Below are 26,248 nucleotides of genomic sequence, written 5' to 3' on the forward strand. Positions count from 1 at the left end.
AGAAATGAAATTAAGAAGAAGTGATCGGATGGTTGTCATTTCCAACTATTTGATTAATAATCCTTATAAACTAACTAGTCTCAATACTTTTGCTGAAAAGTATGAATCTGCTAAATCATCCATCTCAGAGGATATCGTCATTATCAAACGCGCCTTTGAGGAAATCGAGATTGGTCATATCCAGACAGTAACTGGTGCTGGAGGAGGTGTCATCTTTACACCATCAATCTCAAGCCATGATGCCAAGGAAATGGTGGAGGACTTGCGTGCCAAGTTGTCAGAAAGTGACCGTATCTTGCCAGGTGGTTACATCTACCTGTCTGATTTGCTTAGCACACCAGCCATCTTGAAAAATATTGGTCGTATTATTGCCAAAAGTTTTATGGACCAAAAGATTGATGCGGTTATGACCGTAGCGACTAAGGGTGTTCCACTTGCAAATGCAGTTGCCAATGTCCTTAATGTTCCTTTTGTTATTGTGCGCCGTGACCTGAAAATTACTGAAGGTTCAACTGTCAGCGTCAACTATGTATCAGGTTCAAGTGGTGACCGTATCGAGAAAATGTTCCTTTCAAAACGTAGTCTCAAGGCAGGCAGCCGTGTCTTGATTGTGGATGACTTCTTGAAAGGCGGCGGAACTGTCAATGGGATGATTAGTCTCTTGCGCGAGTTCGATTCAGAACTGGCAGGTGTAGCGGTATTTGCGGACAATGCTCAAGAAGAACGTGAAAAGCAGTTTGACTACAAGTCACTCTTGAAGGTAACCAATATTGATGTTAAGAACCAAGCCATCGATGTTGAGGTTGGAAATATCTTTGACGAAGATAAATAAGAGATAGAACTAAAGGTTGGAACGATTGTCCCAGCCTTTCTTTGCAAATAGAATAGAAGGAAGCTTATGAAAACACCATTTATCAATAAAGAAGACTTAGAAGCGATTGTTGCCGAGTTCCCGACTCCCTTTCATTTGTATGATGAGAAGGGGATTCGTGAGAAGGCAAGAGCAGTCAACCAAGTCTTTTCGTGGAACAAGGGCTTTAAGGAATATTTTGCAGTTAAGGCTACTCCAACCCCAGCTATTTTGAAAATCCTTCAAGAGGAAGGCTGTGGCGTGGATTGCTCTAGTTATGTAGAGCTTTTGATGAGTCATAAACTGAATTTCCCCGGTTCTGAGATTATGTTTTCTTCAAACAACACGCCAGATAAGGAATACGCCTATGCGCGTGAATTGGGTGCGACCATTAACTTGGATGCCTTTGAAGATATTGAACATCTAGAGAGAGTAGCAGGCATTCCAGAAATCATCTCATGTCGTTATAATCCTGGAGGCGTTTTTGAACTGGGGACAGACATTATGGACAATCCTGGAGAAGCCAAGTTTGGTATGACCAAGGACCAGCTCTTTGAAGCTTTTGCCATCTTGAAGGAAAAAGGAGCCAAGACTTTTGGGATTCACTCCTTCCTAGCGTCCAATACCGTTACCCATCTCTATTATCCAGAGTTGGCTCGTCAGCTTTTTGAATTGGCTGTTGAAATCAAGGAAAAGTTGGGCATTTCGCTAGACTTTATCAATCTTTCTGGCGGTATTGGTGTCAACTATCGTCCAGACCAGGAGCCAAATGATATCGCCTTGATTGGTGAGGGAGTTCGTAAGGTGTATGAAGAGGTTCTTACGCCAGCAGGTCTTGGTCAGGTCAAGATTTTTACCGAATTAGGTCGTTTTATGTTGGCACCTCACGGTGCTTTGGTCACAAAAGTTACCCATAAGAAGAAAACCTACCGTACCTATCTAGGTGTGGATGCATCAGCAGTCAACCTTATGCGTCCAGCCATGTATGGAGCCTACCATCATATCACCAATCTGACACATCCAGATGGACCAGCTGAAGTGGTCGATGTAGTCGGTTCACTCTGTGAAAACAATGATAAATTTGCAGTGAATCGTGAACTGCCTCATACAGAAATCGGTGATTTGCTGGTAATTCATGATACAGGTGCCCACGGTTTTTCAATGGGCTACCAGTACAATGCTAAACTTCGTTCTGCGGAAATCCTCTATACCGAAGAAGGAAAAGCCCGTCAAATCCGTCGTGCAGAGCGCCCTGAGGACTATTTTGCAACCTTGTATGGCTTTGATTTTGAAGAATAAAATGATAAGTAATTGAAAATGAAATTGAAAAACAGATTGCTTTCTAAAAAATAGGCAAAAATCTTGTTTTTCTTTCAAGTCATGATATAATAAAACTATAAAACGTTTTCAAGGAAGGTAACGATATGTCTGAAGAAACAATTGATTATGGACAAGTGACAGGAATGGTGCATTCGACAGAAAGCTTTGGGTCAGTAGATGGGCCTGGTATTCGCTTTATTGTCTTTTTGCAGGGCTGTCACATGCGTTGCCAGTATTGCCACAACCCAGACACTTGGGCTATGGAGTCCAATAAGTCACGGGAACGGACGGTAGATGATGTCTTGACAGAGGCCTTGCGCTACCGTGGTTTCTGGGGGAATAAGGGTGGGATTACAGTTAGTGGAGGAGAAGCTCTCTTGCAGATTGATTTCCTAATTGCCCTCTTTACCAAGGCTAAGGAACAAGGAATCCACTGTACCTTGGATACCTGTGCTCTGCCTTTCCGTAATAAACCACGTTACCTTGAGAAGTTTGACAAACTCATGGCTGTCACCGACTTGGTTCTCTTGGATATCAAAGAAATCAACGAAGAACAGCACAAGATTGTTACTAGCCAAACCAATAAAAATATCTTGGCCTGTGCCCAGTATCTATCAGATATTGGAAAACCTGTCTGGATTCGTCACGTGTTAGTTCCAGGTTTGACAGATAGAGATGATGACTTGATTGAACTTGGTAAGTTCGTCAAGACCCTCAAAAATGTTGATAAGTTTGAAATTCTACCTTATCATACTATGGGTGAGTTCAAGTGGCGTGAACTAGGAATTCCGTATTCACTCGAAGGGGTCAAACCCCCAACAGCAGACCGCGTGAAAAATGCTAAAAAACTTATGGATACAGAAAGTTACCAAGACTACATGAAACGTGTACATGGATAAAAAAGAAGCCTGATGGAAACATCGGGCTTTTAAATTTACACAAATATAGATAATTAAATGAAACAAAATTTTATACTCTTCGAAAATCTCTTCAAACCACGTCAGCGTCGCTTTGTCGTATATATGTGACTGACTTCGTCAGTCTTATCTACAACCTCAAAACCGTGTTTTGAGCAGCCTGCGGCTAGCTTCCTAGTTTGCTCTTTGATTTTCATTGAGTATTAAATCTTTTTTACTCTCTAAATTCTGAAAAAAATCCGAAAATGAGTGTATAAGATATAGTTACTTTTAGAAATATTAAATAGAATAGGAGAACATCTATGGAACAAAGTATTACCATTAAAAATTTATGTAAGTCGTATGGCCAAACTCAAATTTTAAAAGATATTTCTTTTGAAGCAAAAGCAGGTAAAGTGACTGCTTTCCTGGGTCCAAATGGAGCTGGTAAAAGTTCAACCTTACGTATTTTATTAGGATTAGACAAAGCAACATCTGGTCTTACCAAAATTGGAGATCAAACTTATAAGGAATTAAAATTTCCTCTAAAGACTGTAGGAGCTTCATTTGACAGTGTAGGAGCTCCTGATGATCGGACTGTTTATCAACATTTGAAAATTGTTGCTGCTAGTAATGGGATATCCAGTCAGCGAATTGAACAAGTCTTGGATATGGTGGATATTAGTCATAAGAAAAAATCTAAAATTGGGAAATTATCATTAGGAGAAGGACAACGCTTGGGAATTGCAACAGCTCTATTAGGAAATCCTCAATATCTGATATTGGATGAACCGACTAATGGGTTGGATCCAAGAGGAATTCGGTGGTTTAGAGAGTTTATAAAAAAACAAGCTCAAGAAGGGAAGACCGTCTTACTGTCATCTCATATATTATCGGAAGTGGAAGCAGTAACAGATGATGTAGTTATCATAAATAAAGGAAAAGTTCTTATAAAAGGGACTTTACAAGAAGTGATGAAAAATCTTTCTTCACTAGAGGAAGTCTTCTTTAGTTTAACAGAGGGAGGGAAGTGACATGGCACTTATTTACTCTCTTCATTCTGAAATATTGAAATTACTTTATAATAGAGCTACTCATGTTGTACTATTCTTGATACTGGTATTTCAAACGTTTTTAGCAAATATTGGTGCTTCTCAAATTGTTTCAGTTGGTATCCATGCTACACCAGAGACAAATCCAGATTTAGCAGAGGCCTTACCTCCTATTGAATTTTTAGGTTTTGATGTCACTTTATTTGGTGTTTTTATTATGATTATCCTAGGCTCAATTTACGGAGCCGAGGAATACAAAGGCTTGGCTATTCGTACAAGCCTCCTCTCTGTTACAAATCGAAGTACTTTCCTAGTTTCAAAAACATTAGTTTGGCTTATATTTTCTTTTATCATTTCCTTTCTATCAATATTCTTGACAATTAACATGACACATTATGTTTTAGGACAAGATGGCTTATTGCTTTTTTTACTAAATGGAACAGTTTGGTTCTATATATTTTTAGCCAGTATAGCTTGGACTTTGTTGGGACTGCTGGCCTATATTATGGCTTTGACATTTAAAACAGCCATTGTTCCTCTATTATTTTTGCTTCCTCAAGTCTACAATTTAGGAACATTCTTAGCAAACTATATATCGGTTGCAAAATTTCTTCCAGTTGCATTGGGGCAAGGATTGATTGCTACATCTCCTCAAATTTTAGAATATAATAGTTTACAAAATATTTTACTTTTACTTTGTTGGAACTTCTCATTCTTGGCTTTAGCAATCTACCGCTTACTTAAGTCAGATATTGGAGGAGGTGAATAAGTTGAAAGAGCAACTTAAAAGTGAGTATCTCAAGTTTATTATGAATCCGTGGCACTGGTTGATTATAGGTGCTCTATTACTGTGTGTTCCAGCGTTAGTTATTTTTTTAAATAATAAGCCAGACCAGTTGACCCTACAGTTTGTTTTGGAACAGCTACTGCAAAGTCTCTATTTAGGACAGGCGGGTTTCATTAGTCTAGCTGTTCTATTTATAGGTCAAGAATTTACAGGTTCTAGCCTTCGTACCAGTTTTCTTACATGTCCAAATCGTTTGATATTTATAATCTGTAAACTAGCTATTGTATTATGTATGGAAATTGTATTATTGGTTGCTGTAATATCATTATGCATACTAATCGCGCAAGGATACTACAATATCAATCTTTTGAGTAATATTAAACATGTTCTAACAATTCTATTTCCAGCTTGTATTTCTATTCTAACCTTCTCTCTTTTAAGTGGTATTTTTGTATTTATTTCCCAGTCTTTTATCTTAATTTTGGGAATAAGTTTATCCCTTTTATTGGGGTTGGGACAAATGTTATTACAATTCAGTTCTTTTTTTAGAAATTTACCATTACTGGCTAGTATGAATTGTTTTTATACCTATCCATTGTCTCTTTATTATCCAGTGTGGCAAGGCTTAGGGATACAAATAGTTTGGTTATTAATTGTTTTTCTATTTGCTACATTGATACTTATAGGAAAAAATGTACGCTAAAGACAGGGGATATCCTGTCTTTTTCTCAGTTAGTGCTATAATATATTCAGGAGGGTGAGTTATGGCTTATAAAATTTTGGTTGTAGATGATGATCTTGCTATTCTTCGCCTAATAAAAAAAGTACTAGAATATGAAAAATATGAAGTAGTCATACGAAATAAGATAGAAGAGATTGATCTTTGTGATTTTACAGGCTTTGACTTGATTCTATTAGATATTATGATGCCTGTTAGTGGTTTAGAAATCTGTCAGATGATTCGCGAGCAGATAACTGTTCCTATCTGTTTTATAACTGCCAAGGATATGGATGAAGACTTAGTAGCTGGAATCAATGCAGGTGCTGATGATTATATTATGAAGCCCTTTAGTATGCAAGAATTGTTAGCACGTGTTAAAATGCACTTGCGTCGTGAAGAACGGACTAAAGGAAATGTTCATCAAATAAAGATTGGGAAGCTTATACTATATACGGATAGTAAGGAACTATTTGTAAACGATGAGAAGATTGCTCTGACAAGGAGGGAATTTGACATAGTGAATCTTTTGGCAAGCAACCCAAGTAAAATATATTCTATTGAGGAAATTTATAATTATCTATATCCACAAAGTTCAGAAGCGCTTTTACGTTCGGTTTCAGAGTACATTTATCAAATTCGTCAAAAGCTGAAACCTTATCAATTAAATCCAATTAAAACCTTGTATGGTGGAGGATATCAATGGGTAGAATCAAAAGTTTTAGACAATTAATTCGAGAAACCTGTTGGAGAATTATTTGGCAGTTTAGTCTTGGCTTACTAATGGCCTATCTTATTCCCTTAGCTTCAGTATCTATACAAATAAATGAAGATGGGAAACCTTTAAACAATAGTGGTGTTCTATCAATCTTTTTTAATGTGTCATCATGGATATATATTTGTGTTTTATTGATTATTCTAATAAGTTATCACATTGGAAAATTGTTGAAAAAACTGAGTTATGAAATGACTTTGATTTATGAAAATAGTATGTGGTTGGAGAAGGAATGTACAGAAAGTTTAACGGTTAAAGAATTTCGCGAGACAGGAAATCGGATTATTGTGATGCAAGATAGAATTCGACAATTAATAGTTGATGAGAAACAGCAGAAGGAAGATTTAATGTTTCAGGTTTCAGCAGCTTCTCATGATTTAAAAACTCCCTTAACCATTATTAGGGGAAATGTGGAATTTTTGCAGACGATAACTGAAAACGACCAATCTCAAGAATGCTTAGCAGATATAGAAAGAGCTAGTCAACAGTTACTAGATTATTTCAATCAATTGATTCACTATTCTAAAACCTATTATGATGATGAGACAGGTTGGACGGAGTATTCCTCTTCAGATTTTATCAATGAATTAGAGAAAGAAGTCTCTTTTTTGATAAAAAATCAGATGAAGTTTTCTTTTGAACAAAATGTGAAAGGAACTGAAAACTATTATATAAATCCATCTCTTCTGATTCGTGCCATACAAAATATTTTAACAAATGCTTTGGAATACGCCGATAAACAGAATCCTAAAATTAACATTAGGGTAGAGCAAGAGGAGAAAGAATTGAAAATAGGCATATGGAATAATGGCTCGGAATTTCCAGATGAAGTTTTAAATAATTTTGGAAAGCTCTTTTATCGTATGGATAAAGCTAGATCGGTTAAAGAGCAACATTATGGTATTGGACTTAGTTTTGTATGTAGAGTTGCAAAACTACACAAAGGCCGAGTTGAGCTTAGAAATAGAGACGCGGGAGCAGAAGTTTTAATAACTGTGAATTGTATTAAATCATAGTGATTTACTTGTTAATTTATGATTGAATAGTTTTTTATATGTGAGCTTTTAAACTATTTAACGTTTTCGATTAGTATAAGATGTAACGGTAGATAATAAAAACGAATGATGATATCTAGTTGATGAAAACTATTTATCATTCATTCGTTTTTTTAATTATTGGATAATTTACGTAGCCTTATCTCGAACGTTGTTTTCCAGCGTTGCGATTTTTATGTTTTTTCTTGCTTGTGATAGCAGTTGGTTGTCCAGGGGTAACGTCTTTTCGTCCACTTGGTGTAGAGAAAGTACTTGCTTTTGGTGGGTTCTTTGCCAGTTCTTCACGGACTTTTTTGCGAAGTTTTGGACGAACGATATAGTTGACGATAAACTGTTGGAGAATCATCATGAAACCACCGACAACCCAGTAAAGTGTGACACTGGCTGGTGAAATGAGGGAGAAGACAACAATCGTGATTGGGCTCACGTAAGCCATTTTCTTGATTTGTTCTCTTTGCGTTTCGTCTTCTACTCCGTGAAGTGAAAGGAGCGATTGAAGATAGTAAAGGACACCTGCGCAGGCAACCAAAATCATACTTGGAGAACCTAGAGGAATGCCTAGGTAGCTTGCTTGAGCAACCCCTTCAGTATGTTGGGCAGCAAAGTAGATAGCTGAGAAGAAAGGCATTTGAAGGAGGATAGGGAAACATCCTACACCACCAAACATGCTGATGCCGTGTTCTTTTTGAGCGGCAAAGAGAGCTTGTTGGGCTTCGAGTTTTTCTTCTTGAGTAGTCGCTTCCTTGAGACGTGTTTGGTGTGGCTCAAGGACGTGCTTGAGGGCGTTCATCTTTTCAGAGTGAAGCGTTGCCTTCCATGATTGGTAGATACCAAGTGGCAAGATAATCAAGCGCACGATAATGGTTACGATGATGATAGCGACACCAAAGCCTAGACCTTGATCAGTAGCGAAGTACTTGATAGCTTCAGCCATAGGCGCTCCGATAGTATTCCAAATAAATCCTATTGGCTTTCCTGTGGCTTTATCGACTCTAACACAGCCAGTCAAGACTAGCAACATAGCCACTCCCATAGCTGAGAGTGCAAAACGTTTAATAGATTTCACTGTTTTTATTCCTTCTTTAAAAATTATACCTTTCTATTCTACTGTTTTTTTACAAAATATACAATAGTTCTAGAGACCTAATTTGCGATTTTAAAGTCAGGATAGGGAGGAAAGTTGCTCAGTTTGACATCTAAGTAGCTGACTTTTGAAAAAGGCGTCGGTCCTTTCCGGATTTCTTGGATAAATTTTGCCATGGTAGCAGATGAGTCTGCTTGGGCTAAGATTTCCACTGTGCCATCGTCGTTATTCCAGACTCGACCTGTTATGCCACCGATTTCGAGAGCCAAGCTGTAAACACCCCAACGAAAGCCGACTCCCTGCACCCTGCCTTGGGCAATCATTCTAACCTTTTGCATACCAAACCCCTTTGATTGTGTTATAATATTTCTATGACTATTATAACCTCAAAAGCCAATTCTGTGGTAAAAAATGCCAAGAAATTACACAAAAAAAAATACCGCAAGTCTGCCTATTTGATTGAAGGTTGGCACTTGTTTGAAGAAGCTGTTCAAGCTGGAGTGACGATTGAGAAAATCTTTGCCCTAGAAAATTACCGAGATCAGTTAGCCTCGTTTCCGCAAACTGTCTGGGTTTCAGAGGATATTTTACTAGATTTGGCGGATTCTCAGACTCCACAGGGAATTGTTGCCGTGGTTCAAAAAGAAGAAGTAGGACAAGCTGATTTGAGTCAGGGCAAGTTCTTGTTTTTGGAAGATGTGCAAGATCCTGGTAATGTGGGAACGATCATTCGGACTGCGGATGCAGCAGGTTTTACTGGAGTGATTGTTTCAGATAAGTCGGCAGATATCTACAGTCTCAAGACCTTGCGTTCCATGCAAGGCAGTCATTTCCATTTACCTATTTATCGGATGACTAGTCAAGCACTGCTTGAGGAAGCTAAAGAAGCAGGTATCCCAGTGTTGGCAACAACCTTATCTAAAGATTCTGTTGATTACAGAGAACTGTCCCCTATAGAAAATTTTGTACTAGTCATGGGAAATGAAGGGCAAGGGATTAGTCCTATCATGGCTGAAAGTGCCAATCAGCTGGTTCATATTGGTATGAAAGGTAGGGCGGAGAGTCTCAATGTGGCAGTTGCCGCAGGCATTTTGATGTTTTATTTCAGCTAATTTAAAAAAACTTTGTTATAATCAAGATATAGTTATAGAAAAAGGAGAATCAGAATGAATCAAACAATTATTCAAGAACGTTCAGGTCTCAATCAATTTTACGCTAAGGTTTATGCCTTTGTAGGGATTGGAATTGGACTATCAGCTCTGGTGTCAGCTTTGATGTTGACAGTCTTTCAGGCTCAATTGACTTACTTTTTAATGCAGGGACGTCTCTGGTTGATGGTTGCAACTTTTGCAGAACTTGCTCTGGTATTTGTTGCAAGTAGCATGGCTGCAAAAAATAGCCCAGCAGCTCTGCCAGTATTTCTAGTATACTCCCTACTGAATGGCTTCACCCTTAGCTTTGTCGTAGCCTTCTATACACCGGGAACAGTTTTGTCAGCCTTTGTATCCAGCGCTCTTCTCTTCTTTGTCATGGCGGCAATCGGGATTTTCACCAAGAAAGACTTGAGTGGGATCGGTCGAGCTATGATGGCAGCTTTAATTGGTTTGCTGATTGCCATGGTAGTCAATATTTTCTTGGCTAGCGGTTTCTTTGATTATATGATTAGTGTAGCCATGGTTTTGGTTTTCTCTGGTTTGATTGCTTGGGATAATCAAAAGATTCGCTATGTTTATGAGCAGTCACGAGGACAAGTAGCGACAGGTTGGATCATCTCAATGGCACTCAGTATCTATCTTGATTTTATCAATCTTTTCCTCAGTATTCTACGTATCTTTGGTCGCAATGACTAAAGGTCCATGAAATCAGTGTTCGAAGGAGCACTGATTTTTTTAAATTTTCTCTTTTCTTTTCTTGGAAATAGGTGTATAATGCTTTTAATTAATTTTTGAGGAGTAGCCTATGAAGAAAAGTTTTATCCATCAACAAGAAGAAATTTCCTTTGTCAAAAACACTTTTACCCAGTATTTGAAAGATAAGCTAGAAGTTGTCGAAGTTCAAGGTCCTATCTTGAGCAAGGTCGGTGACGGGATGCAGGATAACCTGTCTGGTGTGGAAAATCCAGTATCTGTCAAGGTTTTGCAGATTCCTGATGAAACCTATGAAGTGGTGCATTCACTTGCCAAATGGAAACGCCATACTTTGGCTCGTTTTGGTTTCGGTGAGGGTGAAGGTCTCTTCGTCCACATGAAGGCCCTTCGTCCAGACGAAGATTCGTTGGATGCGACCCACTCTGTTTATGTTGACCAGTGGGACTGGGAAAAAGTCATTCCAAATGGTAAACGTAACATCGCTTATCTAAAAGAAACAGTTGAAAAGATTTACAAGGCTATTCGATTGACTGAGCTAGCAGTAGAAGCTCGCTATGACATCGAGTCTGTCTTGCCAAAACAAATCACTTTCATCCATACAGAAGAGTTGGTAGAACGCTACCCAGACTTGACACCAAAAGAGCGTGAAAATGCTATTTGTAAAGAATTTGGAGCAGTATTCTTGATCGGTATCGGTGGTGAATTACCAGACGGTAAACCGCACGATGGACGTGCACCAGACTACGATGACTGGACAAGTGAGTCTGAAAATGGTTACAAGGGTCTAAATGGTGATATTCTTGTTTGGAATGAGTCTCTGGGGGGAGCCTTTGAGTTGTCTTCTATGGGAATCCGTGTAGATGAAGAAACGCTTCGTCGTCAGGTGAAAATCACAGGTGATGAAGACCGCTTGGAATTGGAATGGCACAAGTCTTTGTTGAATGGCCTATTCCCATTGACAATCGGTGGAGGAATTGGACAATCTCGGATGGCCATGTTCCTACTTCGCAAGAAACACATCGGAGAAGTGCAAACAAGTGTTTGGCCTCAAGAAGTCCGCGATACTTACGAAAATATTTTGTAGAGAATCGAACCGCAAGGTTCGGTTTTCTTTCTCTTTTCGCCCATAATTTGGTATAATAAACGGTATGAAAATCGTATCAGGAATCTATGGGGGACGTCCCCTCAAGACACTAGAAGGAAAGACGACAAGACCAACTTCGGATAAGGTTAGGGGAGCCATTTTTAACATGATTGGTCCCTACTTTGAAGGGGGACGAGTCTTGGACCTTTATGCAGGTAGTGGTGCTTTATCTATCGAGGCAGTATCGCGTGGCATGTCCAGCGCTGTTTTGGTGGAGCGAGACCGTAAGGCGCAGACTATTATTGCTGAAAATATTCAGATGACCAAGGAAGTTGGAAAATTTCAACTTCTCAAAATGGATGCAGAAAGGGCATTGGAACAGGTATCTGGGGGATTTGACCTCATTTTCTTAGACCCTCCTTATGCCAAGGAACAAATCGTAGCAGATATTGAAAAAATGGCTGAGAGGGAGCTTTTTTCTGAAGATGTCATGGTCGTGTGTGAGACGGATAAAGCCGTTGAACTTCCAGAAGAAATTGCCTGCCTGGGCATCTGGAAGGAAAAGATTTATGGAATTAGTAAGGTGACAGTCTATGTCAGATAAGATTGGCTTATTCACAGGCTCATTTGATCCGATGACAAATGGGCATCTGGATATGATTGAACGGGCGAGTAAACTCTTTGACAAGCTCTATGTAGGTATTTTTTTTAATCCCCACAAACAAGGATTTCTCCCTATCGAAAATCGTAAACGGGGGCTAGAAGAGGCTTTGAAACATTTGGGAAATGTTGAAGTTGTGTCTTCTCATGATGAATTGGTGGTTGATGTCGCAAAAAGACTGGGGGCTACTTGTCTAGTGCGTGGTTTGAGGAATGCAGCGGATTTGCAATATGAAGCCAGTTTTGATTACTACAACCATCAGCTGTCTCCTAATATAGAGACCATTTATTTACATAGCCGACCTGAACATCTCTATATCAGTTCATCAGGCGTTAGAGAACTTTTGAAGTTTGGTCAGGATATTGCCTGCTATGTTCCTGAGAGTATTTTGGAGGAAATAAAAAATGAAAAAAAAGATTAGATGGCCCTTATATGTCATTGCGGCCTTAATTGTGACTTTCTTGGCATTTGTAGTGCCCTTGCCCTACTATATAGAAGTTCCAGGTGGTTCGGAAGATATTCGCCAAGTCCTTAAAGTCAATGACACAGAAGATAAGGAAGCTGGTGCCTATCAATTCGTTACGGTTGGTGTCCAACATGCCACTTTAGCTCATATGATTTATGCATGGTTGACGCCTTTTACAGATATTCGTAGTGCTCAGGAGACTACAGGTGGCTCTTCCGATGTTGAATTTATGCGGATCAATCAATTCTACATGCAAACATCGCAAAACATGGCCAAGTATCAAGGGCTAAAAACAGCTGGTAAAGATATCGAACTCAAATATCTTGGGGTTTATGTTTTGACTGTGACGGATAATTCGACCTTTAAAGGGATTCTTAACATCTCTGATACGGTCACAGCAGTCAATGATCAGACCTTTGATAGTTCCAAAGATTTGATTGATTATGTCAATTCTCAAAAACTAGGGGACTCCGTCAAGGTCACCTATGAAGAGGATGGGCAAACCAAGTCTGCAGAAGGTAAGATTATCACCTTGGAAAATGGCAAAAATGGAATTGGAATCGGTTTGATTGACCGTACAGAAGTGACCAGTGATGTTCCAATTCGCTTTTCAACAGCTGGTATTGGCGGTCCAAGTGCTGGCCTCATGTTTAGTCTGGCCATCTATACCCAAATAGCTGACCCTGGCCTTCGTAATGGCCGCATTGTTGCCGGTACAGGAACCATTGACCGCGATGGTAATGTGGGAGACATTGGAGGTATCGATAAGAAAGTTGTAGCTTCGGCTAGAGAAGGTGCTGCTATTTTCTTTGCCCCTGATAACCCTGTTAGCGAAGAAGAACAAAAAGCACATCCTGATGCGAAAAATAACTACCAAACAGCCCTGGAAGCAGCTAAAACAATCAAGACAGATATGAAAATAGTGCCAGTTAAAACCCTACAAGATGCAATTGATTACTTGAAAAACAATCCCTAGTTTTTAAGTGAAGTTTCCAAACTAGCGCACAAACAGAGAAGATGGTATAATAGTCAAATGGTTCAATTATTATTCACTCTAAGCAGTCACATGCTCTTTATTTATGTGAGTTTTTACCTTTTAAAGAATCTTGTTAGATGGGAAAAGGTTTTAAAAGTAACAGCTGAGAACACAGGAAAAGTTCGTTTACTAGTAGCTTTTTTCAGCATTGTAATGGGCTATATCATGAGTTCTTTCTTTATCAGCCTATATCAGTTGTGGCAAGAAGCGCTTAGAGGATTATTATAAAATCAAGAGTAAAGGAAATAAGTATGGAAAAAATTGTGGTTCAAGGTGGCGATAATCGTCTGGTAGGAAGTGTTACGATCGAAGGAGCAAAGAATGCAGTCTTGCCTTTGTTGGCAGCGACTATTCTAGCAAGTGAAGGAAAGACCGTCTTGCAGAATGTTCCTATCTTGTCAGATGTTTTCACTATGAATCAGGTGGTTCGCGGTTTAAATGCCAAGGTGGATTTTAATGAAGAAGCTCATCTTGTTGAGGTGGACGCGACTGGCGATATCACTGAGGAAGCTCCTTACAAGTATGTCAGCAAGATGCGCGCCTCCATCGTTGTCTTGGGGCCAATTCTTGCCCGTGTGGGTCATGCTAAGGTATCTATGCCAGGTGGTTGTACGATTGGTAGCCGCCCTATTGATCTTCATTTGAAAGGTCTAGAAGCTATGGGGGCTAAAATCAGCCAGACAGCTGGTTATATCGAAGCCAAGGCAGATCGCTTACATGGAGCTCATATCTACATGGACTTCCCAAGTGTTGGTGCAACGCAGAACTTGATGATGGCTGCGACTCTGGCTGATGGTGTGACAGTGATTGAGAATGCTGCGCGTGAGCCTGAGATTGTTGACTTAGCCATTCTCCTCAATGAAATGGGAGCCAAGGTTAAAGGTGCTGGTACAGAGACCATTACCATTACCGGTGTTGAGAAACTTCATGGTACGACTCACAATGTAGTCCAAGACCGTATCGAAGCAGGAACCTTTATGGTAGCTGCTGCCATGACTGGTGGTGATGTCTTGATTCGAGACGCTGTCTGGGAGCACAACCGTCCCTTGATTGCCAAATTGCTTGAAATGGAAGTGGAAGTGACAGAGGAGACTGAAGGAATTCGAGTTCGCTCTCAACTAGAAAATTTAAAAGCTGTTCATGTGAAAACCTTGCCCCACCCAGGATTCCCAACAGATATGCAGGCTCAATTTACAGCCTTGATGACTGTCGCAAAAGGCGAATCAACTATGGTGGAGACAGTTTTTGAAAATCGTTTCCAACACCTAGAAGAAATGCGTCGTATGGGCCTGCACTCTGAGATTATCCGTGATACAGCTCGTATTGTTGGTGGACAAGCTTTGCAGGGAGCAGAAGTTCTTTCAACTGACCTTCGTGCCAGCGCAGCCTTGATTTTGACAGGTTTGGTAGCACAAGGAGAAACTGTAGTTGGTAAATTGGTTCACTTGGATAGAGGTTACTACCGTTTCCATGAGAAGTTAGCGCAGCTAGGTGCTAAGATTCAGCGGATTGAGGCAAGTGATGAAGATGAATAAGAAATCAAGCTACGTAATCAAGCGTTTACTTTTAGTCATCATAGTACTGTTTTTAGGTGCTCTTGCCCTAGGAATCGGTCTAATGGTAGGCTATGGAATCTTGGGAAAGGGTCAAGATCCATGGGCCATCCTGTCTCCAGCAAAATGGCAGGAATTGATTCATAAATTTACAGGAAATTAGGCTGGAGAACCAGTCTTTTTCTAGAGATAAGGAGAAAAATGGATAAAAAAACAAGACAGACACTGATCGGACTGCTAGTGTTATTGCTTTTATCTGCGGGAAGCTATTATATCAAGCAGATGCAGTCGACACCTAATAGTCCTAAAACAAAGGTTAGTCAGAAAAAACAAGCGTCTGAAGCTCCTAGTCAAGAATTGGCAGAAAGTGTCTTAACAGACACAGTCAAAAGCCAAATAAAAGGGAGTCTGGAGTGGAATGGCTCAGGTGCTTTTATCGTCAATGGTAATAAAACAAACCTAGATGCCAAGGTTTCAAGTAAGCCCTACGCTGATAATAAAACAAAGACAGTGGGCAAGGAAACCGTACCAACTGTAGCAAATGCCCTCTTGTCTAAGGCTACTCGTCAGTACAAGAATCGGGAAGAAACTGGGAATGGATCGACTTCTTGGACTCCTCCAGGCTGGCATCAGGTCAAGAATCTAAAGGGATCTTATACGCATGCCGTCGATAGAGGTCACTTGTTGGGCTATGCCTTAATCGGTGGCTTGGATGGTTTTGATGCCTCAACAAGTAATCCTAAAAACATTGCTGTTCAGACAGCCTGGGCAAATCAGGCACAAGCCGAGGATTCGACTGGTCAAAACTATTATGAAAGCTTGGTGCGTAAAGCCTTAGACCAAAACAAGCGTGTCCGTTACCGCGTGACCCTTTATTACGCTTCAAATGAGGACTTAGTTCCTTCAGCTTCACAAATTGAAGCCAAGTCTTCAGACGGAGAATTGGAATTTAATGTTCTAGTCCCCAATGTTCAAAAGGGACTTCAACTGGATTACCGAACTGGAGAAGTGACGGTAACTCAGTAAAAGATAAGATAAACTCCTATGTCCCTTGTGGATGTAGGAGTTCTTTCTTACTAGTTTAAGCAGGGCTACAATAGACACTAATACTCAATGAAAATCAAAGTGCAAACTAGGAAGCTAGCCGTCAAAACACTATTTTGAGGTTGTAGATGGAACTGACGAAGTCAGCTCAAAACACTGTTTTGAGGTTGCGGATAGAACTGACGAAGTCAGTAACCATACCTACGGCAAGGTGAAGCTGACGTAGTTTGAAGAGATTTTCGAAGAGTATGAGAAAAAAATAATATGTACTGGATTAGATTTTGTGATATAATAAAGGATAAGATACTATTTTAGGAGAAGAACTATGGAAGACCCAAGTAGTCAGAATTTGTTGCTACAGTTTGTTTTATTGTTTATCTTGACGGTGTTAAATGCCTTTTTCTCAGCCACAGAAATGGCCATGGTTTCACTTAACCGTGCGCGTGTTGAACAAAAGGCAGAAGAAGGAGATAGACGCTATATCCGTCTGCTGAAGGTACTAGAAAATCCTAACCACTTTTTATCAACTATTCAAGTAGGGATTACTCTGATTACGATCTTATCAGGGGCGAGTTTGGCAGACACTCTAGGACGAGAAATTGCCTCTTGGCTTGGAAATGGTGAAACAGCTTATGCCGTTGCAAGTTTTCTATCTTTAGCATTTTTGACTTATATTTCCATCGTTTTTGGGGAATTGTATCCTAAGAGAATCGCTCTTAATCTAAAGGATGCCTTGGCCATTCGTACAGCACCAGTTATTATTGGTTTGGGGAAACTAGTTAGTCCCTTTGTTTGGCTGTTATCTGCATCTACCAATCTCTTGAGTCGCTTGACTCCGATGACCTTTGATGATGCTGACGAAAAAATGACCCGTGATGAAATTGAGTACATGTTGACAAATAGTGAAGAAACACTAGATGCTGACGAAATTGAGATGTTACAAGGGATCTTTTCACTGGACGAATTAATGGCCAGAGAAGTCATGGTTCCTCGAACGGATGCCTTTATGGTCGATATTCAGGATGATAGTCAAACCATCATCCAAAGTATTTTAAAACAAAATTATTCTCGTATCCCTGTCTATGATGGAGACAAGGATAACGTGATTGGAATCATTCACACCAAGAGTCTTCTTAATGCAGCCTTTGTGGACGGTTTTGACAATATTGTTTGGAAGAAAATCTTACAAGATCCACTTTTTGTTCCTGAAACTATTTTTGTGGATGACTTGTTAAAAGAACTGCGCAATACCCAAAGACAAATGGCAATCTTGCTGGATGAATACGGTGGGATGGCTGGTTTGGTGACCCTGGAAGACCTCTTAGAGGAAATCGTTGGCGAAATCGATGACGAAACAGATAAGGCTGAAATCGAAGTTCATAAAATTGGAGAAGATACTTATATTGTTCAAGGTACCATGAATCTCAATGATTTTAATGACTACTTTGATGTTGAACTGGAAAGTGATGACGTTGATACCATCGCTGGTTACTATTTGACAGGAGTGGGGACCATTCCAACGACTGAGAAACTCAGTTATGAATTAGTAAGTCAAAACAAGCAGCTTATCCTAACCAATGATAAAGTGAAAAATGGACGTGTTACCAAGGTAAAAGTCCAAATTACCGAAGTTGAAATAGAAGAAGAAACAGAGTAAACTAGAGGCTTTTGTCACCAGGTGTGACAAAGCTTTTTTCAGTTGATTTCAAAAGGGAATTGAGTCCTCGAAAAACTCAGTCCCAACCTAGTCCCAAAAGTTTTTTAAGGTTATACGTATTTATTCGAGTAAAAAGAAAAAAGCCCTTTATATTGGGCTTTCTGTTTAAATGAAACTTGAAAAATCAAGTTATAGAAGGCGGTAGACGGATTTGAACCGACGATCAAGCTTTTGCAGAGCCGTGCCTTACCACTTGGCTATACCGCCTTAACGTTTATTATTATACCTTGAAAATGATTTTCAGTCAATAGCTTTTTCAGATTTTTTGTATCAATAAGCCTAAATATTCTGAAAATTCGTTTACTTTTCTTGAAATCTATGATATAATTAATGATAACCTATACTTTATCAGAGGAGTAAATAAATGAAAAAAAGTAGAGTCTTTGTTGCAGCAGGAGTTGCTTTATTGGCAACAGGTGTGTTAGTAGCTTGTGGGAATTCAAAATCATCTGATTCGACAGCTCCAAAAACCTATGGCTATGTCTATTCGGCTGACCCAGAAACATTAGATTATATTATTTCTGGAAAAGAGAGTACGAAAGTGGCTACTTCAAACGGGATCGATGGCCTCTTCACAAATGACAAATACGGGAATTTGACTCCTGCGGTTGCAGAAGACTGGTCTGTATCAAAAGATGGATTGACATATACCTACAAAATTCGTAAAGGTGTCAAATGGATGACATCCGATGGTGAAGAATATGCCGAAGTGACTGCTAAAGACTTCGTGAATGGATTGAAACATGCGGCAGATAAGAAATCAGAAGCTCTATATCTAGCTGAAACTTCTGTTAAAGGTTTATCTGATTATTTGGCTGGGAATTCAAAAGATTTCTCTACAGTAGGTGTTAAAGCGGTTGATGACTATACTCTTGAGTATACTTTGAACCAACCAGAACCTTACTGGAACTCTAAGATGGTTTATTCAATTTTCTGGCCATTAAACGAAGAATTTGAAAAATCAAAAGGCTCTGATTTTGCTAAAGCGACAGATCCTACATCATTGCTATATAATGGACCTTTCTTGCTTAAAGGTTTGACTGCTAAATCTTCTATCGAATTTGCTAAGAACGAGCAGTACTGGGATAAAGAGAATGTTCATTTAGATACAGCAACACTTGCATATTTTGATGGTTCGGACCAAGAATCACTTGAGCGTAACTTTACAAGTGGAGCTTATAGTTTTGCTCGTCTTTACCCAACAAGTTCAAACTTCTCAAAGGTAGAGGAGTCATACAAGGATAATATTTTCTACACTCCGTCAGGAGCTGGTATTGGAGGTTTAGGTGTAAATATCGATCGACAAAATTACAAATATACATCTAAAACGACAGATGAAGAGAAAACATCTACTAAGAAAGCTCTTCTTAACAAAGACTTCCGCCAAGCCTTGAACTTTGCCTTTGACCGTACAGGTTATTCTGCTCAAGTTAACGGTAAAGAAGGTGCTCCTCTCGCAGTTCGTAATTTATTTGTGAAACCAGACTTTGTGACTGCAGGCGAAAAAACTTTCGGTGACTTGGTTGCTGAAAAAGTTAAGACTTATGGAGATGAGTGGAAAGATGTAAACTTTGCTGATGGTCAAGACGGTCTCTTTAACGCTGACAAAGCTAAAGCAGAATTTGCTAAAGCTAAAACTGCTCTGGAAGCAGAAGGTGTGAAATTCCCTATCCACTTGGATGTTCCAGTAGACCAAACCTCTAAAAACTTTGTCGCACGGATTCAGTCGTTCAAACAATCAGTTGAAAAAGTTTTAGGCGAAGAAAATGTTGTCATCGATATTCAACAAATTTCTAAAGATGAATTCTTTAATGCGACTTATTATGCTGCTAATGCGGCAGCTGAGGATTGGGATCTTTCAGGTGCGGTTGGATGGAATCCTGACTATGAAGATCCATCAACTTACCTTGATATCCTTAAATCAACTAATAGTGAGCAAACGAAAACTTATATGGGGTATGATGACCCATCAAATGCAGCTGCAGCTAAAGTTGGTGTGAAAGATTACGATAAATTGCTTGATGAAGCTGGAAAAGAAACAAGTGATCTTAACAAACGTTATGAAAAATATGCTGCTGCTCAAGCTTGGTTGACAGACAGTTCACTCTTCTTACCAGCTATGTCTTCTAGTGGTGCTGCACCATTCATTTCTCGTGTTGTACCATTCTCAGCTTCTTATAGCCAATCTGGAGACAAAGGTTCAAATCTCTACTTCAAATATATTCAGTTACAAGACAAAGTTGTAACAAAGGCTGATTATGAACAAGCTCGTGAGAAATGGATTAAAGAGAAAAAAGAATCAAACGAAAAAGTTCAAAAAGAATTGACTAAACACGTTAAATAAATAACTCTCAAGGGAACTTTCTCTCCATGAGGAGAAGGTTCTTTTGGGATTTAAAAAGGAAACGATATGAAGAAATATATTTTTATGCGTGTCTTGCGGTCATTGGTTTCTATCTTCTTAGTAACAACCTTGACTTACACGATTATCTATACAATGGTTCCTCGAAAATTGATTTTCAAACAGGATACCAACTATAACAAGATTGCGACAACTGCTGATAAGCGTGATAACTATGAGAACACTGTTTATGAGCGTATGGGCTATATCGAGTACTACGATACCAAGGAATTGCAAGAAAAAGCCAGCCAGATGGATGCCTCTGTAACAGTTGAAGCTAATGACACCAACAAGGCTATCTATGAAAAATACATCAAACAAATCGGTCATGGTTGGACCTTGGGAGAATTTACTGAAAGTGGCCAATTCTACGCTACACGTGAAATTCCAATTTTTGAACGTGTGTTTAAATTCTATGCAAACTTGCTTGATATCGACCACACAAACAAGATTCAGGACCCAGAAAATCCAAATTTGGAGCGTTATTTGCGTTTTGAAAATGATCCCGCTATCGGCTGGTCTCTGGTAGGTTCAGGGACTAAACACAAGTACCTCTTGTACTTCAATAGTCAGTTCCCATTTGTTCACCAAAACTTTGTGAACTTGAATTTGGGTGATTCATATCCAACTTATGCTAATACTCCTGTGCTTCAAGTTATCACACAAGGACAAGGTCAAACTAAGACATCAGAAGTGCAATTCCCAACTGGTAAGAAAACATCTTCAGTTAATATCTACTCAAGAACCTACAAATCGCCTAGTCAGGCTGATTCTCGTGAAGTAGCTAACTATGGGAAAGATGACCCATATACTGCAACTGAAAGCAACTACCAATATCCTTCTATGATTGCTAGCTCTGCAGTCGTTGGATTGATTGGTTTGGTGATTTCTTATGCGATTGCCGTGCCACTTGGTTCAGCTATGGCTCGCTTCAAGAATACTTGGATTGATAGCTTCTCAACAGGGTTTTTGACCTTCTTGATGGCCCTTCCAACCATTGCCTTGGTTTACATTGTTCGTTTGATTGGATCATCAATTGGTCTTCCAGATTCATTCCCTATCTTGGGTGCTGGAGATTGGCGTTCGTATGTTTTACCAGCAGTTATCCTTGGTTTATTGGGTGCTCCTGGTACAGCTATTTGGATTCGTCGTTACATGATTGACTTGCAATCACAGGACTTTGTTCGTTTTGCTCGTGCAAAAGGTTTGTCTGAAAAAGAAATTTCAAACAAACACATCTTTAAAAATGCCATGGTTCCGCTGGTTTCAGGAATTCCTGGTGCTGTTATCGGGGTTATCGGTGGTGCAACCCTTACTGAAACAGTCTTCGCTTTCCCAGGTATGGGTAAAATGTTGATTGACTCTGTAAAAGCATCTAATAACTCTATGGTCGTAGGTCTTGTCTTCATCTTTACATGTATTTCTATCTTCTCACTTCTTTTGGGAGATATTTGGATGACTATTATTGACCCACGTATTAAATTGACTGAGAAAGGAGGCAAATAATGTCTACAATCGATAAAGAAAAATTTCAGTTCGTAAAACGTGACGATTTTGCCTCTGAAGCCATTGATGCGCCAGCCTATTCATACTGGGGCTCAGTGTTTAGACAATTTATGAAGAAGAAATCAACTGTAGTCATGTTGGGAATCTTGGTAGCTATCATTTTGATGAGTTTCATCTACCCAATGTTTTCTAAGTTTGATTTCAATGATGTCAGCAAAGTAAACGACTTTAGTGCTCGTTATATCAAGCCAAATGCTGAGCATTGGTTCGGTACAGACAGTAACGGTAAATCTCTCTTTGACGGTGTCTGGTTCGGAGCTCGTAACTCTATCCTCATTTCTGTGATTGCGACAGTGATTAACTTGGTTATCGGTGTTTTTGTCGGTGGTATTTGGGGAATTTCAAAATCAGTTGACCGTGTGATGATGGAAGTTTATAATGTCATCTCAAACATCCCATCTCTTTTGATTGTCATTGTCTTGACTTACTCAATCGGAGCTGGATTCTGGAATCTGATTTTTGCTATGAGTGTGACTACTTGGATTGGTATTGCTTACTCAATTCGTATTCAGATCATGCGTTATCGTGACTTGGAGTATAACCTTGCTTCACGTACACTTGGAACACCAACCTTTAAGATTGTTGTAAAAAACATTATGCCACAATTGGTATCTGTTATCGTTACGACGACATCTCAAATGCTTCCAGCCTTTATCTCATACGAAGCTTTCCTTTCATTCTTTGGACTTGGATTGCCAATTACAGTTCCAAGCTTGGGTCGTTTGATTTCAGATTACTCTCAGAACGTAACGACAAATGCTTACCTCTTCTGGATTCCATTGACAACTTTGGTCTTGGTATCTTTATCACTTTTCATTGTTGGTCAGAACCTAGCGGATGCTAGTGATCCACGTACACATAGATAGGAGTAGAAATGACAAATAATAAAAATGTAATTTTGACTGCTCGAGATATTGTCGTGGAATTTGACGTTCGTGACAAAGTTTTGACAGCTATTCGAGGAGTTTCCGTTGATTTGATTGAAGGTGAAGTTCTCGCTTTGGTAGGGGAGTCTGGTTCAGGAAAATCTGTTTTGACAAAGACATTCACAGGTATGCTTGAAGAAAACGGTCGCATTGCCCAAGGTAGTATTGACTACCGTGGTCAAGATTTGACAGCTTTATCTTCTCACAAGGATTGGGAACAAATTCGTGGCGCTAAGATTGCGACTATCTTCCAAGATCCAATGACTAGTTTGGACCCAATTAAAACAATTGGTAGTCAGATTACAGAAGTTATTGTAAAACACCAAGGCAAAACAGCTAAAGAAGCGAAAGAATTGGCGATTGACTACATGAATAAGGTTGGGATTCCAGATGCAGATAGACGTTTTGATGAATACCCCTTCCAATATTCTGGAGGGATGCGTCAACGTATCGTTATTGCTATTGCCCTTGCCTGCCGACCTGATGTCTTGATCTGTGATGAGCCAACGACTGCCTTGGATGTAACTATTCAAGCTCAGATTATTGATTTGCTCAAATCCTTACAAAACGAGTACCATTTCACAACAATCTTTATCACCCACGACCTTGGTGTGGTAGCAAGTATTGCGGATAAGGTAGCGGTTATGTATGCAGGGGAAATCGTTGAGTATGGAACTGTTGAGGAAGTCTTCTATGACCCTCGCCATCCATATACATGGAGTCTCTTGTCTAGCTTGCCTCAGCTTGCTGATGATAAAGGGGATCTTTACTCAATCCCAGGAACACCTCCGTCACTTTATACTGACCTGAAAGGGGATGCCTTTGCCTTGCGTTCTGACTATGCAATGCAAATTGACTTCGAACAAAAAGCTCCTCAATTCTCAGTATCAGAGACACATTGGGCTAAAACTTGGCTACTTCATGAGGATGCTCCAAAAGTAGAAAAACCAGCTGTGATTGCAAATCTCCATGATAAGATTCGTGAAAAAATGGGATTTGCCCATCTGGCTGACTAGGAGGAAGGAAATGTCTGAAAAATTAGTAGAAATCAAAGATTTAGAAATTTCCTTCGGTGAAGGAAGTAAGAAGTTTGTCGCAGTTAAAAATGCTAACTTCTTTATCAACAAGGGAGAAACGTTCTCGCTTGTAGGTGAGTCAGGTAGTGGGAAAACAACTATTGGTCGTGCGATAATTGGTCTAAATGACACAAGTAATGGAGATATCATTTTTGATGGTCAAAAGATTAATGGTAAGAAATCGCGTGAACAAGCTGCGGAATTGATTCGTCGTATCCAGATGATTTTCCAAGACCCTGCCGCAAGTTTGAATGAACGTGCGACTGTTGATTATATTATTTCTGAAGGTCTTTACAATCACCGTCTGTTTAAGGATGAGGAAGAACGTAAAGAGAAGGTTAAAAATATTATCCGTGAAGTGGGGCTTCTTGCTGAGCACTTGACTCGTTACCCTCATGAATTCTCAGGTGGTCAACGTCAACGTATCGGTATTGCCCGTGCCTTGGTCATGCAACCAGACTTTGTTATTGCGGATGAGCCAATTTCAGCCTTGGACGTGTCTGTTCGTGCCCAAGTCTTGAACTTGCTTAAAAAATTCCAAAAAGAACTCGGTTTGACCTATCTCTTTATAGCCCATGACTTGTCTGTCGTTCGCTTTATTTCAGATCGTATCGCAGTTATTTACAAGGGTGTTATTGTAGAGGTTGCAGAAACAGAAGAATTGTTTAACAATCCAATTCATCCTTATACTCAAGCCTTGCTTTCAGCGGTACCAATCCCAGATCCAATCTTGGAACGTAAGAAGGTCTTGAAGGTTTACGACCCAAGTCAACACGACTATGAGACTGATAAGCCATCTATGGTAGAAATCCGTCCAGGTCACTATGTTTGGGCGAACCAAGCCGAATTGGCGCGTTACCAACAAGGGTTAAACTAATAATGGTTTTATAATTTCCATGTCAGTTTTTATGGAAATTATAAACCTTTTTTTGTTGGACTGATTTGAAAGTCTTTGAAAGCGTCCTGAAAGAATTTTCGAAAAATTTTAAAAAATTCTGAAATATTCTTGACAGGTGATGAAAAAGGTGGTAAGATAGGAAACATCAAAAAAGAAAGCAGAAAAAGAATGATTAAAAGACAAGCTGTAACGATGAATCAAAACTTTTACTTTAGCTACTTTAGATAGTGTTTGTAGACATGTCACCATGGATGCAAACAGTTCAAGCAATTTGTTTGTATCTATGTGGCTAAGATTTTTGATTGTGGTCCATATAGATGAATATCTAAATGGACTAGCAAAGTTATAACTTGTTAGATTATTTCAAGCATCCGTTTAGATAGTATCTAGGCGGTTTTTTGTTTTATCTTTTCTGAGAAGGAGTTTCATTATGAAAGTTGTTCGAAAATTACTAGCACCCCTCTTGGTAGTGGGGATCCTCTTGACCTCTCTGGTTAGTTTGCATCAGTTGAAGGCAGATAAGAAAAAAGATGTATTTCGTATCGGTATTTCACAATTTATTACCCACCAGTCCTTAGACGCTACTAGAGAAGGGTTTGTGGATGAGCTGGCCAAGCAAGGCTATGTTGAAGGGAAAAATATCGAGATTGATTTGCAAAATGCACAGGGAGAACAAAGAAATCTAAAAACCATTTCTCAGCAACTAGCAGAATCTAGTGATGTCGTTCTAGCTATCGCAACGCCTTCTGCTCAGAGTTTGGCCAATACAACACAAACGACGCCTGTTATCTTTTCAGCGGTAACAGATCCTGTCAGTGCCAAGTTGGTTGAGTCAAGAGAGCATCCTGGGGGCAATGTAACTGGGACAAGCGATCAGTCATCAGATGCCATTTCAACCCAAATCAATTTGATAAAGAAAGTGTTGCCAAAAGCTAAAACAATTGGAATTCTTTATACTCAGAGCGAGCCAAACTCAGTTGTCCAAAAGGATGAAGCTAAGCGCCTTCTGGAAGAAAAAGGCTTTACCGTTGTTGAAAAAACAATCTTGGATAGTAACAACGTCAAGGCTGCAGCAGAAAGCTTGATGGCAGAGGTGGATATGGTTTTTGTACCAACGGATAATATCATTTCATCAACCATGGAAACAGTCAAGCAGGTTTCTATTAAACACAAGGTTCCAGTATTCGGTGGTTCAACAGAAATGATTGCTGTGGGTGGCTTGTATAACTACGGAACCAATTATGAAGAATTAGGAAGACAGACAGCGCGAATGCTGATTCGTGTCTTAAAAGGTGAGAAGCCAGAAAATATAGCAGTTGAGTTGCCTGAAAAACTGGAATTGCATACTAATCAAGAAATGGCAGATGCATTGGGAATTGATATCAGTAAGTTAGAAGGTAAGGAATAAGGAGGTT

General features: G+C 39.5%; 27 protein-coding genes and 1 tRNA gene. 25 read left to right on the top strand and 3 right to left on the bottom strand.

All coding sequences use genetic code 11. The annotated features are described in order from the left end of the window. The first annotated feature begins 4 nt into the window (after positions 1–4). The 8 genes from purR (at position 5) to D7D54_RS07485 (ending at position 7,414) form a co-directional block, all read left to right on the top strand. Complete coding sequence (purR, locus tag D7D54_RS07450) at positions 5–832, top strand: pur operon repressor (protein WP_004238844.1); 828 nt, start codon at positions 5–7, stop codon at positions 830–832. A gap of 66 nt (positions 833–898) precedes the next feature. Further along, positions 899–2,149, top strand: a complete 1,251-nt coding sequence (locus D7D54_RS07455; RefSeq protein ID WP_120719143.1) for a diaminopimelate decarboxylase — start codon at positions 899–901, stop codon at positions 2,147–2,149. A gap of 125 nt (positions 2,150–2,274) precedes the next feature. Further along, positions 2,275–3,069 carry a pyruvate formate-lyase-activating protein gene (pflA, locus tag D7D54_RS07460; protein WP_001288288.1) on the top strand — a complete coding sequence of 265 codons (795 nt, stop codon included), beginning with the start codon at positions 2,275–2,277 and terminating at the stop codon, positions 3,067–3,069. Between the two features lie 320 nt (positions 3,070–3,389). Continuing rightward, entirely contained in the window at positions 3,390–4,100 is a 711-nt protein-coding gene (locus tag D7D54_RS07465) for an ABC transporter ATP-binding protein (RefSeq protein WP_020901990.1), read from the top strand. A 1-nt stretch (position 4,101) separates the two neighbouring features. Beyond that, the gene (locus D7D54_RS07470) at positions 4,102–4,887 is read left to right on the top strand and encodes an ABC transporter permease (protein ID WP_020901991.1); all 786 of its coding nucleotides are present in this window, start codon (positions 4,102–4,104) and stop codon (positions 4,885–4,887) included. A 1-nt stretch (position 4,888) separates the two neighbouring features. Then, on the top strand, positions 4,889–5,608 hold the full coding sequence (locus D7D54_RS07475) for an ABC transporter permease (RefSeq protein ID WP_020901992.1): 720 nt from the start codon (positions 4,889–4,891) through the stop codon (positions 5,606–5,608). A gap of 61 nt (positions 5,609–5,669) precedes the next feature. Next, positions 5,670–6,356, top strand: coding sequence for a response regulator transcription factor (locus D7D54_RS07480; RefSeq protein WP_120719144.1), 687 nt, complete (start codon positions 5,670–5,672; stop codon positions 6,354–6,356). Continuing rightward, complete coding sequence (locus D7D54_RS07485) at positions 6,326–7,414, top strand: sensor histidine kinase (protein ID WP_020901994.1); 1,089 nt, start codon at positions 6,326–6,328, stop codon at positions 7,412–7,414. Before D7D54_RS07480 ends, D7D54_RS07485 begins: the two co-directional genes overlap by 31 nt. Positions 7,415–7,592: 178 nt before the next feature. On the opposite strand, the gene yidC is transcribed toward D7D54_RS07485, so the two are convergent. Next, the gene (gene yidC, locus D7D54_RS07490; protein WP_020901995.1) at positions 7,593–8,519 is read right to left on the bottom strand and encodes a membrane protein insertase YidC; all 927 of its coding nucleotides are present in this window, start codon (positions 8,517–8,519) and stop codon (positions 7,593–7,595) included. 77 nt (positions 8,520–8,596) lie between these two features. After that, positions 8,597–8,875 carry an acylphosphatase gene (locus D7D54_RS07495; protein ID WP_001174616.1) on the bottom strand — a complete coding sequence of 93 codons (279 nt, stop codon included), beginning with the start codon at positions 8,873–8,875 and terminating at the stop codon, positions 8,597–8,599. 33 nt (positions 8,876–8,908) lie between these two features. Between D7D54_RS07495 and D7D54_RS07500 the strand changes: the two genes are divergently transcribed. The 11 genes from D7D54_RS07500 (at position 8,909) to D7D54_RS07555 (ending at position 17,906) form a co-directional block, all read left to right on the top strand. Continuing rightward, a complete protein-coding gene (locus D7D54_RS07500) occupies positions 8,909–9,649 on the top strand; it encodes a TrmH family RNA methyltransferase (RefSeq protein ID WP_120719145.1) in 741 nt (246 codons plus the stop codon). 54 nt (positions 9,650–9,703) lie between these two features. Next, positions 9,704–10,387, top strand: a complete 684-nt coding sequence (locus D7D54_RS07505) for a Bax inhibitor-1/YccA family protein (protein ID WP_033681253.1) — start codon at positions 9,704–9,706, stop codon at positions 10,385–10,387. A gap of 109 nt (positions 10,388–10,496) precedes the next feature. Next, positions 10,497–11,489, top strand: coding sequence for an aspartate--ammonia ligase (gene asnA, locus D7D54_RS07515; RefSeq protein WP_120719146.1), 993 nt, complete (start codon positions 10,497–10,499; stop codon positions 11,487–11,489). 64 nt (positions 11,490–11,553) lie between these two features. Then, positions 11,554–12,093, top strand: coding sequence for a 16S rRNA (guanine(966)-N(2))-methyltransferase RsmD (gene rsmD / locus D7D54_RS07520; RefSeq protein ID WP_120719147.1), 540 nt, complete (start codon positions 11,554–11,556; stop codon positions 12,091–12,093). Next, complete coding sequence (gene coaD / locus D7D54_RS07525; RefSeq protein ID WP_120719148.1) at positions 12,083–12,571, top strand: pantetheine-phosphate adenylyltransferase; 489 nt, start codon at positions 12,083–12,085, stop codon at positions 12,569–12,571. The genes rsmD and coaD overlap by 11 nt, the downstream gene beginning before the upstream one ends. Then, positions 12,555–13,592 carry a SepM family pheromone-processing serine protease gene (locus D7D54_RS07530; protein ID WP_000727281.1) on the top strand — a complete coding sequence of 346 codons (1,038 nt, stop codon included), beginning with the start codon at positions 12,555–12,557 and terminating at the stop codon, positions 13,590–13,592. Before coaD ends, D7D54_RS07530 begins: the two co-directional genes overlap by 17 nt. A 57-nt stretch (positions 13,593–13,649) precedes the next feature. Next, positions 13,650–13,880 (top strand): DUF1146 family protein, encoded by a 231-nt coding sequence (locus D7D54_RS07535; RefSeq protein WP_000250399.1) that lies wholly within the window; start codon positions 13,650–13,652, stop codon positions 13,878–13,880. Positions 13,881–13,903: 23 nt separating this feature from the next. Beyond that, positions 13,904–15,187, top strand: coding sequence for a UDP-N-acetylglucosamine 1-carboxyvinyltransferase (gene murA, locus D7D54_RS07540; RefSeq protein WP_033681258.1), 1,284 nt, complete (start codon positions 13,904–13,906; stop codon positions 15,185–15,187). Beyond that, positions 15,180–15,368 (top strand): DNA-directed RNA polymerase subunit beta, encoded by a 189-nt coding sequence (locus D7D54_RS07545; RefSeq protein WP_033681371.1) that lies wholly within the window; start codon positions 15,180–15,182, stop codon positions 15,366–15,368. The genes murA and D7D54_RS07545 overlap by 8 nt, the downstream gene beginning before the upstream one ends. 38 nt (positions 15,369–15,406) lie before the next feature. Next, entirely contained in the window at positions 15,407–16,231 is an 825-nt protein-coding gene (gene endA / locus D7D54_RS07550) for a DNA-entry nuclease EndA (RefSeq protein WP_033681260.1), read from the top strand. 343 nt (positions 16,232–16,574) lie between these two features. Beyond that, entirely contained in the window at positions 16,575–17,906 is a 1,332-nt protein-coding gene (locus D7D54_RS07555) for a hemolysin family protein (protein WP_033681262.1), read from the top strand. Positions 17,907–18,102: 196 nt separating this feature from the next. Here the strand turns inward: D7D54_RS07555 and D7D54_RS07565 are convergent. After that, a tRNA-Cys gene (locus D7D54_RS07565) sits at positions 18,103–18,173 on the bottom strand. 157 nt (positions 18,174–18,330) lie between these two features. Between D7D54_RS07565 and D7D54_RS07570 the strand changes: the two genes are divergently transcribed. The 6 genes from D7D54_RS07570 to D7D54_RS07595 all read left to right on the top strand — a co-directional run bounded on the left by D7D54_RS07570 (position 18,331) and on the right by D7D54_RS07595 (position 26,241). Further along, positions 18,331–20,310, top strand: a complete 1,980-nt coding sequence (locus D7D54_RS07570; RefSeq protein WP_020902007.1) for a peptide ABC transporter substrate-binding protein — start codon at positions 18,331–18,333, stop codon at positions 20,308–20,310. Between the two features lie 66 nt (positions 20,311–20,376). Further along, complete coding sequence (locus D7D54_RS07575; protein WP_020902008.1) at positions 20,377–21,873, top strand: ABC transporter permease; 1,497 nt, start codon at positions 20,377–20,379, stop codon at positions 21,871–21,873. Continuing rightward, on the top strand, positions 21,873–22,799 hold the full coding sequence (gene oppC, locus D7D54_RS07580; protein ID WP_061590046.1) for an oligopeptide ABC transporter permease OppC: 927 nt from the start codon (positions 21,873–21,875) through the stop codon (positions 22,797–22,799). Before D7D54_RS07575 ends, oppC begins: the two co-directional genes overlap by 1 nt. Before the next feature lie 8 nt (positions 22,800–22,807). Next, a complete protein-coding gene (locus D7D54_RS07585) occupies positions 22,808–23,875 on the top strand; it encodes an ABC transporter ATP-binding protein (RefSeq protein WP_061590047.1) in 1,068 nt (355 codons plus the stop codon). A gap of 10 nt (positions 23,876–23,885) precedes the next feature. Further along, positions 23,886–24,812, top strand: a complete 927-nt coding sequence (locus D7D54_RS07590; RefSeq protein ID WP_001291288.1) for an ATP-binding cassette domain-containing protein — start codon at positions 23,886–23,888, stop codon at positions 24,810–24,812. Between the two features lie 451 nt (positions 24,813–25,263). Then, on the top strand, positions 25,264–26,241 hold the full coding sequence (locus tag D7D54_RS07595) for an ABC transporter substrate-binding protein (RefSeq protein ID WP_033681264.1): 978 nt from the start codon (positions 25,264–25,266) through the stop codon (positions 26,239–26,241). Positions 26,242–26,248 lie beyond the last annotated feature (7 nt).

It is taken from the genome of Streptococcus chosunensis, assembly GCF_003626515.1.
In the GTDB taxonomy this organism is placed as follows: Bacteria; Bacillota; Bacilli; order Lactobacillales; family Streptococcaceae; genus Streptococcus; species Streptococcus chosunensis.

What these genes read in the sequence shown, in the direction of transcription:
- purR (WP_004238844.1), top strand. Translation starts at nt 5, where the DNA reads ATGAAATTAAGAAGAAGTGATCGGATGGTTGTCATTTCCAACTATTTG.
- D7D54_RS07455 (WP_120719143.1), top strand. Translation starts at nt 899, where the DNA reads ATGAAAACACCATTTATCAATAAAGAAGACTTAGAAGCGATTGTTGCC.
- pflA (WP_001288288.1), top strand. Translation starts at nt 2,275, where the DNA reads ATGTCTGAAGAAACAATTGATTATGGACAAGTGACAGGAATGGTGCAT.
- D7D54_RS07465 (WP_020901990.1), top strand. Translation starts at nt 3,390, where the DNA reads ATGGAACAAAGTATTACCATTAAAAATTTATGTAAGTCGTATGGCCAA.
- D7D54_RS07470 (WP_020901991.1), top strand. Translation starts at nt 4,102, where the DNA reads ATGGCACTTATTTACTCTCTTCATTCTGAAATATTGAAATTACTTTAT.
- D7D54_RS07480 (WP_120719144.1), top strand. Translation starts at nt 5,670, where the DNA reads ATGGCTTATAAAATTTTGGTTGTAGATGATGATCTTGCTATTCTTCGC.
- D7D54_RS07485 (WP_020901994.1), top strand. Translation starts at nt 6,326, where the DNA reads ATGGGTAGAATCAAAAGTTTTAGACAATTAATTCGAGAAACCTGTTGG.
- D7D54_RS07495 (WP_001174616.1), bottom strand. Translation starts at nt 8,875, where the DNA reads ATGCAAAAGGTTAGAATGATTGCCCAAGGCAGGGTGCAGGGAGTCGGC.
- D7D54_RS07500 (WP_120719145.1), top strand. Translation starts at nt 8,909, where the DNA reads ATGACTATTATAACCTCAAAAGCCAATTCTGTGGTAAAAAATGCCAAG.
- D7D54_RS07505 (WP_033681253.1), top strand. Translation starts at nt 9,704, where the DNA reads ATGAATCAAACAATTATTCAAGAACGTTCAGGTCTCAATCAATTTTAC.
- asnA (WP_120719146.1), top strand. Translation starts at nt 10,497, where the DNA reads ATGAAGAAAAGTTTTATCCATCAACAAGAAGAAATTTCCTTTGTCAAA.
- rsmD (WP_120719147.1), top strand. Translation starts at nt 11,554, where the DNA reads ATGAAAATCGTATCAGGAATCTATGGGGGACGTCCCCTCAAGACACTA.
- coaD (WP_120719148.1), top strand. Translation starts at nt 12,083, where the DNA reads ATGTCAGATAAGATTGGCTTATTCACAGGCTCATTTGATCCGATGACA.
- D7D54_RS07530 (WP_000727281.1), top strand. Translation starts at nt 12,555, where the DNA reads ATGAAAAAAAAGATTAGATGGCCCTTATATGTCATTGCGGCCTTAATT.
- D7D54_RS07535 (WP_000250399.1), top strand. Translation starts at nt 13,650, where the DNA reads ATGGTTCAATTATTATTCACTCTAAGCAGTCACATGCTCTTTATTTAT.
- murA (WP_033681258.1), top strand. Translation starts at nt 13,904, where the DNA reads ATGGAAAAAATTGTGGTTCAAGGTGGCGATAATCGTCTGGTAGGAAGT.
- D7D54_RS07545 (WP_033681371.1), top strand. Translation starts at nt 15,180, where the DNA reads ATGAATAAGAAATCAAGCTACGTAATCAAGCGTTTACTTTTAGTCATC.
- endA (WP_033681260.1), top strand. Translation starts at nt 15,407, where the DNA reads ATGGATAAAAAAACAAGACAGACACTGATCGGACTGCTAGTGTTATTG.
- D7D54_RS07555 (WP_033681262.1), top strand. Translation starts at nt 16,575, where the DNA reads ATGGAAGACCCAAGTAGTCAGAATTTGTTGCTACAGTTTGTTTTATTG.
- D7D54_RS07570 (WP_020902007.1), top strand. Translation starts at nt 18,331, where the DNA reads ATGAAAAAAAGTAGAGTCTTTGTTGCAGCAGGAGTTGCTTTATTGGCA.
- D7D54_RS07575 (WP_020902008.1), top strand. Translation starts at nt 20,377, where the DNA reads ATGAAGAAATATATTTTTATGCGTGTCTTGCGGTCATTGGTTTCTATC.
- oppC (WP_061590046.1), top strand. Translation starts at nt 21,873, where the DNA reads ATGTCTACAATCGATAAAGAAAAATTTCAGTTCGTAAAACGTGACGAT.
- D7D54_RS07585 (WP_061590047.1), top strand. Translation starts at nt 22,808, where the DNA reads ATGACAAATAATAAAAATGTAATTTTGACTGCTCGAGATATTGTCGTG.
- D7D54_RS07590 (WP_001291288.1), top strand. Translation starts at nt 23,886, where the DNA reads ATGTCTGAAAAATTAGTAGAAATCAAAGATTTAGAAATTTCCTTCGGT.
- D7D54_RS07595 (WP_033681264.1), top strand. Translation starts at nt 25,264, where the DNA reads ATGAAAGTTGTTCGAAAATTACTAGCACCCCTCTTGGTAGTGGGGATC.